A 12,317-nucleotide genomic window follows, 5' to 3' on the forward strand; every position below is an offset into this window, starting at 1 on the left:
GCCCCTCCTGGACTCCCAGGCACTCCTGACTTGCCTGGCCGCTGACTCGCACGACCTCAGGCGTACCCTCCCAAGGGTGACTACACACCACCGGAAACGCCCCCGGGTGGGCCACATCCAGTTCCTCAACTGCCTCCCCCTCTACTGGGGCCTCGCCAGGACCGGCACCCTGCTCGACCTGGAGCTGGCCAAGGACCTCCCCGACAAGCTGGGCCAGGCCCTCGTCGAGGGGGACCTCGACATCGGGCCGATTCCGCTGGTGGAGTTCCTCAAGCACACCGACCGGCTGGTCGCCCTCTCCGACATCGCCGTCGGCTGCGACGGCCCGGTGATGTCCTGCGTGATCGTCTCCCAGACCCCCCTGGAACGCCTCGACGGCGCCCGCGTCGCCCTGGGCTCCACCTCCCGCAGCTCCGTGCGGCTGGCGCGCCTCCTGCTGGACGAGCGCTACGGACTGACCCCCGAGTACTTCACCTGCCCCCCCGACCTCGGGCTGATGATGCAGGAGGCCGAGGCCGCCGTCCTCATCGGTGACGCCGCCCTGCGCGCCAGCCTCCACGACGCGCCCCGCCTGGGCCTGGAGGTGCACGACCTCGGCGCCCTGTGGCGCGAGTGGACCGGGCTGCCGTTCGTCTTCGCCGTCTGGGGCGTGCGCCGCGACTACCTCCGGGACGAGCCGGAGACCGTGGCCGAGGTGCACCGGGCGTTCCTCGCCTCCCGGGACCTGTCCCTGGCCGAGGTGGGGAAGGTCGCCGAACAGGCCGCCCGGTGGGAGGATTTCGACGCCGCCACGCTGGAGCGGTACTTCACTACGCTCGACTTCCGGCTGGGCGAACGCCAGGTGGCCGGCATCCGCGAATTCGCCCGCCGCATCGGCCGGGCGCAGGCCGGGGCCGGCGTCGAACTGCTGACGCCGGGCACGGCGCGGGAGGACGAGGGATGGAACGGGGACGCGGATGACGGAGGCGCTGGCAGCCCTCAGCGGGGATGACCCGCAGACGGTCGGGCCCTACCGGGTCCTGCGCCGCCTGGGCCGGGGCGGCATGGGCCGGGTCTACCTGGCGCGCAGCGCCGGTGGCCGGACGGTCGCGCTGAAGGTGGTCCATAGGCACTTCGCCGCGGACGAACGCTTCCGCGCCCGGTTCGCCCGCGAGGTGACCGCCGCGCGGGCGGTCGGCGGCGCGTGGACCGCCCCGGTCCTGGACGCCGATCCGGCCGCGGAGATCCCGTGGGTGGCCACGGGCTACGTCGCCGGCCCCGACCTGCACGCCGCCGTCCGCGCGCACGGCCCGCTGCCGGAACGCACGCTGCGGGCGCTCGGCGCGGGGCTGGCCGAGGCGCTGGCCACGGTCCACGCGCGCGGCCTGGTGCACCGTGACGTCAAGCCGTCCAACGTCCTGCTCGCCCTGGAGGGCCCGCGGCTGATCGACTTCGGCATAGCCAGGGCCACCGACGCGACCGCGCAGCTGACGGCGACGGGCGTGGCGGTGGGCTCGCCCGGCTACATGTCGCCCGAGCAGGTGGTGGGCGGCGAGGTCGGCCCGGCCACGGACGTCTTCGCGTTCGGGGCGGTGATGGCCTTCGCCGCGGGCGGCAGCGCCCCGTTTCCCGGCGACACCCCGGCCCAGCTGCTGTACCAGGTGGTGCACGAGCAGCCCCGCCTCGACGAGGTGCCCGGGTGGCTGCGGGAGCTGGTCGCGGCCTGCCTGGAAAAGGACCCGGCCCGCCGCCCCGCCCCCGCCCACCTGACCGCCACCTGCGGCGACGCCCCCTCCCTGGTCACCCCCGGCTGGCTCCCCCAGCCCATCGTCGAGGAGGCCACCCGCCACGCGATCACCCTGCTGAACCTGGAGGCGGCACCACTGCCGGCCCCGACGACGGAGCCTGCGGCCGGCTCGCCCGACGCGCCTCCGGTGCAGGGGCCAGCGGCCGGCTGGCCCGCCGCCGCGGCGCCGACCGAGGCCAGAGCGACCGGCTCGCAGCCCGGCATCCCGCCTGGCACCGCGCAGGCGCCCGCGGGCGCAGGGGCGCCCGGCTCACCGCCGGGGGCCGCGCCCGGAGACGCGCAGGTTCCGGTACCCGGCTCGCCGCTGGCGCACGCGCAGACCGGGGCCTTCAGCCCGTGGCCGGGCCCGCAGACCCCTCCGCCCGGGGCCGCGCAGGCGTCCGGTTCGTGGCCGGGGGGCGCGCAGGCCGGGCCGTCCGGTGGGGCAGGGGTTACCGATCCGCGCCTGGGCATGGCCGTTCCGGCAGGGGGGTCGCACGCGTACGGCGCGGACACGGTCGGCGAGACGGCGGCGGGGGCCCGCACCGTGCCGAGCGTGGCACGGCGGCGGAGGTGGCGGACGGTGGCCGCGGCCGTCGTGGCCGTGGCCTCGCTCGGGGTGGGGGGTGCCTGGCTGGTGGGGGCCTTCGACGGCGAGGGCGGGGAACCGACCCCGAACCCGACCGGCGGCGACACCGGCGGGAGCGGGGGCGAGAGCGGGGGCGGCGACGGGCGGCTGCCCCAGGCGTTCGCGGGGGAGTGGGAGGGCACGATGGAGCCGATCCCGGGCCTGAACGGCGGCACCATCGCCGTCGTGCTGGCGGACGGCGCCACCGGCGAGGAGCTGGGCACCGTCACCACCGTCGACGCCATGGGCCTGAGCACCTGCGTGGACCGCCTCACCTTGCAGGAGACCGGCGAGAGCCAGGTCGTCCTGCGCGCCGAGCACGACCCCGAGGCGTCCACGGGCGGACGGCCGTTCTGCACCGAGGGGACCCATGAGGCCGTGCTCCGCCTCGACGAGAACGGAGTCCTGTCCTACGACCCCACGGGGGACGGTGCCCCCGGCCGGCTGACCCGCAGTGGCGGGGGCGGCGGCTGAGGGGCCTCCAGGCCCGTGACGTACGCTGGTGCGGTCGCCGCGAGGGAAGGGACCGGGCCATGAGCCAGAGTGCCGAGCTTCAGACCGTGCTCGACCGCGCAGCGGAAGGCGGGCGCATCAGCCCGGAAGAGGCCCTGGCCGTCTACCGGTTCGCGCCGCTGCACGCCCTGGGCCGCGCCGCCGACGCCGCGCGCCGCCGCCGGTACGCCGGCACGGAGCACATCGCGACGTACATCATCGAGCGCAACATCAACTACACCAACGCCTGTGTGACCGCCTGCAAGTTCTGCGCCTTCTACGCCCCGCCCAAGAGCGAGCAGGTGTGGACCCGCGACCTGGACGACATCCTGCGCCGCTGCGCGGAGACGGTCGAGCTGGGCGGCACGCAGATCATGTTCCAGGGCGGGCACCACCCGGACTACGGCGTGGAGTACTACGAGCGCCACTTCGCCGCGATCAAGCGGGATTTCCCCCAGCTGGTGATCCACTCGCTGGGGGCCTCCGAGGTGGAGCACATGGCGCGGATCTCCGGCGTGAGCGCCGAGGAGGCCATCCGCCGCATCCACGCCGCCGGCCTGGACTCCTTCGCCGGGGCCGGTGCGGAGCTGCTGCCGGCCCGGCCGCGCAAGGCCATCGCGCCGCTGAAGGAGTCCGGCGAGCGCTGGCTGGAGATCATGGAGACCGCGCACCGGCTGGGCGTGGAGTCCACCAGCACGATGCTGATGGGCACCGGCGAGACCAACGCCGAGCGGATCGAGCACCTGCGGATGATCCGCGACGTGCAGGACCGCACCGGCGGCTTCCGGGCGTTCATCCCCTACACCTACCAGCCGGAGAACAACCACCTGCGCGGCCGGACGCAGACGACGGTCTTCGAGTACCTGCGGCTGCTGGCCACCGCGCGCCTCTTCCTGGACAACGTCGCGCACATCCAGGGCTCCTGGCTGACCACCGGCAAGGAGGCCGGCCAGCTCTCGCTGCACTACGGCGCCGACGACCTCGGCTCGGTGATGCTGGAGGAGAACGTCGTCTCCTCGGCCGGCGCCCGGCACCGGTCGAATCGGCTGGAGCTGCTCCACCTGATCCGGACGGCCGGCCGGGTCCCCGCGCAGCGCAGTACCACCTACGAGCACCTGGTGGTCCACGAGGACCCGGCCCTGGACCCGGCCGACGACCGGGTGGTGTCGCACCTGTCCTCCACCGCCCTCGAGGGCGGCACGGCGCACCCGGAGCTGAAGCTGATCGACGCCGCCGGGCGCTAGGACCTCGCCCCGGGCGCCTGGGCGGAGGCGTCCGCCGCGGCGTCCGGGGGCCCGTCGAGGACGGTGATCGCGCCGTTGGGGCAGGAGTCCGCGGCCCGGCGGACGAGGTCGTGCCGCTCCGGCGGGGGATCGGCCTCCAGCAGCACCACGGCCCCGATCTCCTCGTCCTGGTCGAAGACCCCCGGCGCGGTCAGCGCGCACATCCCCGCGGACAGGCACCGCTCGGGATGAATCCTGATCTCCATCGGCGAACTCCTCATCTCCGGCTCTCTCAGGCCGCGCCGCGGCCCTACCAGGTGACGGGCAACTCGTAGACCCCGTACACCTGCATGTCGTGCCGGAGCCTGATCTCCTCCGGCGGAACGGCCAGCCGCAGGCCGGGAAGGCGCCGCAGCAGGGCGGACAGCCCCACCCGCAGCTCGATCCTGGCCAGTTGCTGGCCCAGGCACTGGTGGGCCCCGTGCCCGAAGCCCAGGTGGGTCACCGGCGGGCGCGAGACGTCCAGCGCCTCCGGGTCCTCGAAGCGGTCGGGGTCCCGGTTGGCCGCGGCCAGCGAGATCATCACGACCTCGCCCTTGCGGATGCGGTGCCCGCCCAGCTCCACGTCCTCCAGGGCCGCCCGCGAGGGCCCGTGGTGCACGATGCTCAGGTACCGCAGCAGCTCCTCCACGGTGGCGTCCACCCGCGTGAGGTCCGCGCGGACGGCCGCGAGCTGCTCGGGGTCGGTGAGCAGGGCCAGCACGCCCAGGGCCGTCTGGTTCGCCGTCGTCTCGTGCCCGGCGACCAGCAGCAGGTACGCGATGGCCGTCAGCTCCTCGTCGGTGAGGGTGGGGTCGTCGCGGATCAGGCCGCTGATGATGTCGTCCCGCGGCTCGGCGCGCCGCTGGGCGACGATCCCGCCCAGGTAGCCCGTGAGGCCGAAGAACGCCCGGGCCGTGCCCTCCATGTCGGTCTCGAAGCTGCTCCAGACCGCGGAGTCCTCCTGGAAGCGCTCCCGGTCCTCCACGGGAACGCCCAGCAGCTCGGCGATCACCAGCGAGGGGATGGGGAGGGCGAAGGACTCGAACAGGTCGGCGGGCGGCCCGGCCTCCTCCAGCCGGTCCAGGTGCTCCTCGGTGATCCGCTCGATCCAGTCGGTGAGCTGCCGCATCCGGCGGACGGTGAACTGGCCGACCAGGAGCTTGCGGTAACGCTGGTGCTCGGCGCCGTCGTGCTGGATGAACATCCCGGGCGGCGCGGCCGGCGGCTTCTCCGGCATGGCCGCGCGGGCGACGGGCTGGTGCTTCAGCTCGCCGCGGGCGCTGAAGCGGGGGTCGGCGAGGACGGCGCGCGCCAGGGCGTAGCCCGTGATCAGCCAGCCCTCGTGCCCGTCGGCGAACGTCATGCGCGCCAGGGGACGTTCGGCGCGCAGCATCCGTAAGCGCGCCGCGGGGTGGAAGATGCCGTCCCGGACGGTGGTGTAGGTGGTGGCCTCGGTCATGGTCGGTGTGCCCTCCCTGTGCCGGGGTGTGCCGGGTGGTGCCGGAGAGGAACCGGAGGCGGGTCCGTTCCGTCGGTCGGCACAGGGACCATCCTCGGTCGGCGCCGGGCGGCGGGGGGCGAGTACCGGCCAAGGCTTGGGGAGGAGGTTTGCGGACCGTGGCACAGCGGTGACCGTGCGTCGTGCTCGCCCCTGCGGTCTTCCGGGGTGCGTGTGACGGGAGGGGCGGGCCGGGCTGGCCGGAACCGCGCCCCTCGCCATCCCCCGCGGGGGTGATGTGCCCCGCCCGGCCATTGACGCCGGGCAGCCGCTCAGCCGCTCAGTCGCTCAGTCGGTCACGAGCGCGCAGATGACGGACTCGCCGTCGTCCACTTCCCAGTAGTAATAGATCGTCTGGTCCGAGGAGTTCTCCGCGCAGAAGCCCGGCGGGTACTCCTCCTGCGCCGTGTAGTAGCCCGTGATCCGCAGGAGTTGGTTGGTGTCCGCGGGGAGGGAGTCGGTGTCGCAGGGCCACACGGAGTTGATGCGGGCGTTGATCACCGCGTCCGCGCCCTCGCCGGAGGTGTGGTCCCCGGCGAAGCACTGCTCCTCGTGGTACTGCCGGGCCAGGCACAGGGTGCGGTTCACCGTGACGGGCGCGTACCAGTACGCCTCGCTGTTCGAGCCGGAGCAGCTCGCCGTCGGACCGGCGCTGGTGACGAAGTAGAAGGCCCCGGCCCCCTCGCAGGACACCTCCTGCGGCACCTCGCTCGGGTCCCACTGCACGCCGTCGTAGTAGTTGCGCAGGCAGTCCCCGGCCTGCACGGCGTCGAAGGCGTCGGCCACCGGGTCGGGGGTGGGCGTCGTCGCCGTGGGCGCGGTCGGCACGGCGGGTGTGGAGGGCAGGTCGAGCGTGGGCGCGGTGGGTATCGCCTGGCTGGGCGCGCCCCCGCCGCCGAACGGCCCGCCGCCCTGCGATCCGCCCTCGTCGTCGTCGCTCCCGCTGAGCGCGACGGCGGCCACGACCCCGCCCACCACCAGGAGGGCGAGCACGGCCCATATCCAGCCCTGGTTCTGCTTCTTCGCCGGCGGCGGGGGCGGCGGGCCCGCGGGCCCGCCCGGGTACGGGGAGTAGGGGGAGTACGGCGAGTTGTATCCGCTCACGGCCGGGCTCCCCGCGTTCGCTCCTTGCCCATGGTCGCCCCGCCCCTCCGTGTCCGCCTGTGCGCTCCGGACGATCGTAGGCGAGGCGGTTCACGTCCGAACAGCGGCGTTCCCGTAGCGAGTTGGTCACAAGGGTCACGATTGTCACGAGACGGCCGGAGGGCGGGAACCCCGGTCGCCGCGCCGACGAAGTGCGCCCCCGCGGGTGGCGGGGTGCAATGGGGGCATGGAGGACTTCATCGACATATGGACCCGTCGGCTCGTGGAGCTGTCCGGGGGAGCGGTGGACGGAGCGGCGGCGCGGGCGCTGGTGACCGAGATCTACAACGCGGCGGCGGGCCTGCACGAGGAGGAGTACGCGGAGCTGGAGGCCGAACGCGAGGAGTGACCACCGCCGCGCCCGCCGGCCGCGCCGGTGGTCAGGCCGGCCGGGCGGCGGGGTAAGCGGCGGGGTCAGCCCAGCGACAGGGGCAGGCCGCCCAGCAGCTCCTGGCCCGAGATGCCGTCGCTGAGCGCCCCCGTCAGCAGCGCCGAGCTGACCGGACGGAAGTCGGCCACCTGGGCGCCCGCGGAGTTGTCCAGCGGATTCACCGGGGTGCGGGCCAGCGGGTACAGCTCCAGGCCCAGCGCCGGGGCAACGGTCGTGGCCGCGGTGTCCGACACCCACCCGAGGGTGTCGGTGACCCCGGTGAGCGTGCTGCCGATGGGGTCCGGGCCCTGCGGCGCGGCGTCGGCCGCGGGGGCCGCCGCGGCCCCCGCGGCGCTGGCGAGGACGGCGGCGGTGGCCGCCGTGGCGGTGAACAGGACGCGACTGGTCATGGGACGCACCGTAGTTGCCCGGAGGCGGCCGGTTCACCCCTGAGCGGGGGGAAGTCGCCCGAACGGGGTAAGCCGGGGCGCCCCGGGGCCATCGGCGAGAATGGGCCCGTGACTCGTGCCTCCCTGGACAAGCAGCCCCGTGACGTCGCCGCCATGTTCGACGCGGTGGCCGACCGGTACGACCTGACCAACGACGTGCTCGCGCTCGGGCAGAACCGGCGCTGGCGCAAGGAGGTCGCCCGCGCCGTCGGGGCGCGCCCCGGGGAGCGGGTGCTCGACCTGGCCGCGGGCACCGGCACCTCCTCCGAGCCCTTCGCCGCGGCGGGGGCGTTCACCGTTCCCTGCGACTTCAGCGCCGGGATGCTGGCCGCGGGGCGCGCGCGGGCCCCGTGGATGCCGTTCGTCGCGGGCGACGCGACCCGGCTGCCGTTCCGGGACGGGGTCTTCGACGCGGTGACCATCTCCTTCGGGCTGCGCAACGTCCAGGACACCGGCGCCGCGCTGCGCGAGATGCTGCGGGTGACCGCGCCCGGCGGGCGGCTGGTGGTCTGCGAGTTCAGCCGGCCGGTGTGGGGGCCGTTCGCCACCGTCTACACCGAGTACCTGATGCGCGCGCTGCCGCCGGTGGCGCGGCGGGTCTCCAGCAACCCCGAGGCGTATGTCTACCTGGCCGAGTCCATCCGGGCCTGGCCGGACCAGCCCGGGCTGGCCGCGCGGCTGGGCGAGGCGGGCTGGCGGCACGTCGCCTGGCGCAACCTCTCCGGCGGCATCGTGGCCCTGCACCGGGGGGTCAGGGAGGCGGCGGCCTAGACTCGGGGGCGACCAGGCAGGGGAGAGATGGGAGCAGCCCTCGTGTCCGAGACCGCTGATGTGATCGTCGTCGGAGCCGGGCCCGCGGGGTCGGCCACCGCGTTCCACCTCGCCCAGGCGGGACTTGAGGTGGCTCTGCTGGAGAAGACCGCCTTCCCCCGGGAGAAGGTGTGCGGCGACGGGCTGACCCCACGGGCCGTCAAGCAGTTGGTGGCGATGGGGATCGACGTCTCCGAGGAGGCCGGCTGGCTGCGCAACAAGGGCCTGCGGGTGATCGGCGGCGGCCGGCGCCTGGAGCTGGAGTGGCCGGACCTGGCCGCGTTCCCCGACTACGGACTCGTGCGCAAGCGCGACGACTTCGACGAGCGGCTCGCCCGCGCCGCCGAGAAGGCCGGCGCCCGGCTGTACGAGCGGTGCAACGTCTCCGGCCCGCTGCGCGACGAGCGCACCGGCCGGATCACCGGCGTCGAGGCGCGCCTGGGCGACGAGAAGAAGCAGGTCTCCTTCTCCGCGCCCGTGGTGATCGCCGCGGACGGCAACTCCTCCCGCCTCTCGCTGGCGATGGGCCTGCACCGCGACGAGAAGCGGCCCATGGGCGTGGCCGTGCGCACCTACTTCACCTCGCCGCGGCACGACGACGACTACCTGGAGTCCTGGTTCGAGCTGTGGGACCGGCGCGGCGGCCGGGAGCGGCTGCTGCCCGGCTACGGCTGGATCTTCGGCATGGGCGACGGGACCTCCAACGTCGGCCTCGGCGTGCTCAACAGCTCCCCCGACTTCAAGGAGCTGGACTGGCGCGAGGTGCTGCGCACCTGGTGCGCCTCGCTGCCGGCCGAGTGGCAGTTCACCCCCGAGCACATGACCGGGCCGATCCGGGGCGCCGCGCTGCCCATGGCGTTCAACCGCAAGCCGCACTACGAGCGCGGCCTGCTCCTGGTGGGCGACGCGGGCGGGCTGGTGAACCCCTTCAACGGCGAGGGCATCGCGTACGCCATGGAGTCGGGCCGGATCGCGGCCGAGGTCGTCAGCCAGGCCCTGGCGCGGCAGACCCCGCACCAGCGGGAGCTGGCGCTGCGCGGCTACCCGCGGGTGCTGGCCGAGACCTACGGCGGGTACTACTCGCTGGGCCGGGCGTTCGTCTCGCTGATCAGCAACCCGCGGGTGATGCGGGTGGCCGCCGAGCGCGGCCTGAGCCACCCGGTGCTGATGCGCTTCCTGCTGAAGCTGCTGGCCAACCTGACCGACCCGCGCGGCGGCGACGCGATGGACCGCGTGATCAACGGCCTGACCAAGGTGACGCCCCGCTCCTGAGCGGGGGCGAGCCCGGGCACGGCCTCCGGACACGACGAAGGCTCCCGCGCGGCACACGGCCGCGCGGGAGCCTTCTCCGCGTGCGGGGGACGACGCCCGGAGGCGTCAGAGAATCCGGACGGCGCCCGAGGGGCTGTCCCAGGAGAGGTCGTGCTGCGCCACGCCCGTGGAGGGGTTCTGGGCGCCGATGAACGTCCCGTCCCCGGCGTAGATCGCCACGTGGTAGGCGCTGCCCGCGCCGCCCCAGTAGAGGATGTCGCCGGGCTGGAGGGCGTCGAGGGAGACCTGCGTGCCGCGCAGCGACTGCTCGCCGGAGGTTCGGGGCAGGTCGATGCCGACGCTGGCGTAGGCGGCCTGGACGAGACCGGAGCAGTCCCAGGCGCCGGGGCCGGTGGAGCCCATGGAGTAGGCGTCGCCGAGCTGGGCGCGGACGAAGTCGACGACGGCCGAGCCGCTTCCGCTGCCGCCGGTGGCGGGCGCGGGGGCTTCGGCGGTGGCCGCGGCGAGGGTCTGGACCTGCTCCGCCGCGGCGGCGGCCTCCTCCGCGGCGGCGGCCTCGGCAGCCGCCTGCTCGCGGGCCCGGCGCTCGGCGGCCTCCTCGGCGGCGGCGCGGCGCTCGGCGGCCTGCTCGTGGGCCCGGGCGAGGGCGCGGTCCTGTGCGCGCTGCCAGTCGTCCCGGGCGGTGGTCTCGCCGACGTACGTCTCGGTCGCGGCGGCGGCCAGGGCGGCGGCCTCGGCGTCGAGGATGGGAAGTTCCCCGGTGCGCTCCGCGGGCTGCTCGCCGGCGGAGGCGGGGGTGGTCGCTCCGGTGACGGCCACGGTGCCGACCACGCCGGTCAGCAGGCCGCCGCGCAGGAGCGTGGTGGTGCGGGAGGCCCGGGGCTTGCGATGTCGGCCACGGGCGGCTCGATAACGAATTGGGGACATGGGGATAACGGCTATCAGCACCTCTCGCCGGATCTCAATTCCCGTGGCCTGCGTCACATCTGGCGTGTACGCGGCACGGCCCTGACCGGCTTTGGCCCTCTTCGTCCGGTTCGCCGCTTCGCTCGCCGCGGGCCGGCCGGGCGTGCGGAAACGGCCGTTGGCCTGTGGCTTGTCCGCTTTGCCCGGCCCCGGGTCGCCGACTAGCACGAAGCGGGCGGCCGTTCAACGTTGGCCCGCCGCTCCTGTCGTGCGCCGTGGCGTATGTCACGCTCGGATAACGGCCCGCGCGGGCGCCGCCACCGAGCGTGCCCGCTGTCCCGGGGTCCGGCGACAGGGGGTGGCGAAGGGGGCGCCTTTATCACAGGGTGGTATCGGCTGCGAATTTGCGGCCGTGTGAAGGCCGGTGGTAGAGCGCCGCCCGCGCGTGGTCGCGCGGGCGGCGGAAGGAATCGGCCCGAATCACCGCATGGTGGCCGGTCGGCCACCTTGCGTGGAGCGCGGCGGACTGCTCCGCGACAGCGGGTGGGAGAGATCACAAAGCCGTTGGGGGACCCCGTGTCGAAGGTCACAGGGGGAGAGGCATAGGATGCCTCCAGCTTTGTGAACTGACTCACATGGTGCTGATCTTCGTGGCAGCAGTCGCCGTCGACTGGAAGGAGCGTGGTGCGTGAACGCGTACGTTCCCATCCTCGTGCTGGGCGCCCTCGGGGCCGCCTTCGCCGTCTTCTCCGTGGTAACCGCCGCGCTGGTGGGCCCGAAGCGCTACAACAGGGCCAAGCTCGACGCGTACGAGTGCGGCGTCGAGCCGACCCCGCAGCCGGCGGGCGGCGGGCGATTTCCCGTCAAGTACTACCTGACGGCCATGCTCTTCATCATCTTCGACATCGAGATCGTCTTCCTCTATCCCTGGGCGGTGCAGTTCGACTCCCTCGGGATGTTCGGGCTCGTCCAGATGCTGGTGTTCGTCGGCCTGATCGGCGTCGCCTACGCCTACGACTGGCGGCGCGGCGGGCTGGAGTGGGACTGATGCGGTCCACGGGACCGGGAAAGGGGCGAGGCTGATGGGCCTTGAGGAGAAGCTGCCCAGCGGGTTCCTGCTCAGCACGGTGGAGCAGATGGCCGGACTGGCCCGGAAGTCGTCGGTCTTCCCCGCCACGTTCGGCCTGGCCTGCTGCGCGATCGAGATGATGACGACGGGGGCCGGGCGCTACGACCTGGCCCGCTTCGGCATGGAGGTCTTCCGCGGCTCGCCCCGGCAGGCCGACCTCATGATCGTCGCCGGCCGGGTCAGCCAGAAGATGGCCCCGGTGCTGCGCCAGGTCTACGACCAGATGCCCAACCCCAAGTGGGTCATCTCGATGGGCGTGTGCGCCTCCTCGGGCGGCATGTTCAACAACTACGCCATCGTGCAGGGCGTCGACCACATCGTCCCGGTCGACATCTACCTGCCGGGCTGCCCGCCGCGCCCGGAGATGCTGTTGGACGCGATCCTCAAGCTCCACCAGAAGATCCGCGAGGAGAAGCTCGGCGTCAACCGCGAACAGGCCGCCCGCGAGGCGGAGGAGGCGGCCCGCAAGGCCCTCCCGACGATCGAGATGAAGGGGCTCCTGCGGTGAGCGACGCACGTGCGGCTGCCGGGCCGCGGATGGTGACGATGGCCGCGCTGTGCCGCGCGGGCGGAGAAGCGATCGAGGGGGC

Annotated in this window: 13 protein-coding genes; 8 read left to right on the forward strand and 5 right to left on the reverse strand. The window is 73.9% G+C overall.

The window, feature by feature from the left end; all coding sequences use genetic code 11:
- Positions 1-76: 76 nt before the first annotated feature.
- The 3 genes from RM780_RS19470 to mqnC are packed head-to-tail and all read left to right on the forward strand — an operon-like array spanning position 77 to position 4,129.
- Positions 77-991 (forward strand): menaquinone biosynthetic enzyme MqnA/MqnD family protein, encoded by a 915-nt coding sequence (locus RM780_RS19470; protein ID WP_311632078.1) that lies wholly within the window; start codon positions 77-79, stop codon positions 989-991.
- Positions 957-2,867: a serine/threonine-protein kinase gene (locus RM780_RS19475; RefSeq protein ID WP_311632079.1), complete on the forward strand. Its 1,911-nt coding sequence runs from the start codon at positions 957-959 to the stop codon at positions 2,865-2,867. Before RM780_RS19470 ends, RM780_RS19475 begins: the two co-directional genes overlap by 35 nt.
- 59 nt (positions 2,868-2,926) lie before the next feature.
- Positions 2,927-4,129: a cyclic dehypoxanthinyl futalosine synthase gene (mqnC, locus tag RM780_RS19480; protein WP_311632080.1), complete on the forward strand. Its 1,203-nt coding sequence runs from the start codon at positions 2,927-2,929 to the stop codon at positions 4,127-4,129.
- Here mqnC and RM780_RS19485 read toward each other — a convergent pair.
- The 3 genes from RM780_RS19485 to RM780_RS19495 form a co-directional block, all read right to left on the reverse strand.
- Positions 4,126-4,374, reverse strand: coding sequence for a ferredoxin (locus tag RM780_RS19485; protein ID WP_311632081.1), 249 nt, complete (start codon positions 4,372-4,374; stop codon positions 4,126-4,128). The genes mqnC and RM780_RS19485 overlap by 4 nt on opposite strands.
- A gap of 44 nt (positions 4,375-4,418) precedes the next feature.
- The gene (locus tag RM780_RS19490) at positions 4,419-5,609 is read right to left on the reverse strand and encodes a cytochrome P450 (RefSeq protein ID WP_311632082.1); all 1,191 of its coding nucleotides are present in this window, start codon (positions 5,607-5,609) and stop codon (positions 4,419-4,421) included.
- Positions 5,610-5,936: 327 nt separating this feature from the next.
- Entirely contained in the window at positions 5,937-6,752 is an 816-nt protein-coding gene (locus RM780_RS19495) for a hypothetical protein (RefSeq protein WP_311632083.1), read from the reverse strand.
- A gap of 226 nt (positions 6,753-6,978) precedes the next feature.
- On the opposite strand from RM780_RS19495, the gene RM780_RS19500 reads away from it, so the two are divergent.
- On the forward strand, positions 6,979-7,140 hold the full coding sequence (locus RM780_RS19500) for a hypothetical protein (protein ID WP_311632084.1): 162 nt from the start codon (positions 6,979-6,981) through the stop codon (positions 7,138-7,140).
- Between the two features lie 65 nt (positions 7,141-7,205).
- Here the strand turns inward: RM780_RS19500 and RM780_RS19505 are convergent, their stop codons facing one another.
- On the reverse strand, positions 7,206-7,571 hold the full coding sequence (locus tag RM780_RS19505; protein ID WP_311632085.1) for a hypothetical protein: 366 nt from the start codon (positions 7,569-7,571) through the stop codon (positions 7,206-7,208).
- Between the two features lie 108 nt (positions 7,572-7,679).
- On the opposite strand from RM780_RS19505, the gene RM780_RS19510 reads away from it, so the two are divergent.
- Positions 7,680-8,381, forward strand: coding sequence for a demethylmenaquinone methyltransferase (locus tag RM780_RS19510; protein ID WP_311632086.1), 702 nt, complete (start codon positions 7,680-7,682; stop codon positions 8,379-8,381).
- A gap of 27 nt (positions 8,382-8,408) precedes the next feature.
- Positions 8,409-9,692, forward strand: coding sequence for a geranylgeranyl reductase family protein (locus tag RM780_RS19515; protein ID WP_311632087.1), 1,284 nt, complete (start codon positions 8,409-8,411; stop codon positions 9,690-9,692).
- A gap of 105 nt (positions 9,693-9,797) precedes the next feature.
- Here the strand turns inward: RM780_RS19515 and RM780_RS19520 are convergent, their stop codons facing one another.
- Positions 9,798-10,619, reverse strand: a complete 822-nt coding sequence (locus RM780_RS19520; RefSeq protein ID WP_311632088.1) for a C40 family peptidase — start codon at positions 10,617-10,619, stop codon at positions 9,798-9,800.
- Between the two features lie 667 nt (positions 10,620-11,286).
- Between RM780_RS19520 and RM780_RS19525 the strand changes: the two genes are divergently transcribed.
- Positions 11,287-11,646, forward strand: a complete 360-nt coding sequence (locus RM780_RS19525) for an NADH-quinone oxidoreductase subunit A (RefSeq protein ID WP_311632089.1) — start codon at positions 11,287-11,289, stop codon at positions 11,644-11,646.
- A gap of 34 nt (positions 11,647-11,680) precedes the next feature.
- Positions 11,681-12,235 carry a NuoB/complex I 20 kDa subunit family protein gene (locus RM780_RS19530; RefSeq protein WP_311632090.1) on the forward strand — a complete coding sequence of 185 codons (555 nt, stop codon included), beginning with the start codon at positions 11,681-11,683 and terminating at the stop codon, positions 12,233-12,235.
- Positions 12,236-12,317: the final 82 nt, after the last annotated feature.

Origin of the sequence: Streptomyces boetiae, assembly GCF_031845405.1 — a bacterium.
GTDB classification, from domain to species: domain Bacteria; phylum Actinomycetota; class Actinomycetes; order Streptomycetales; family Streptomycetaceae; genus Streptomyces; species Streptomyces boetiae.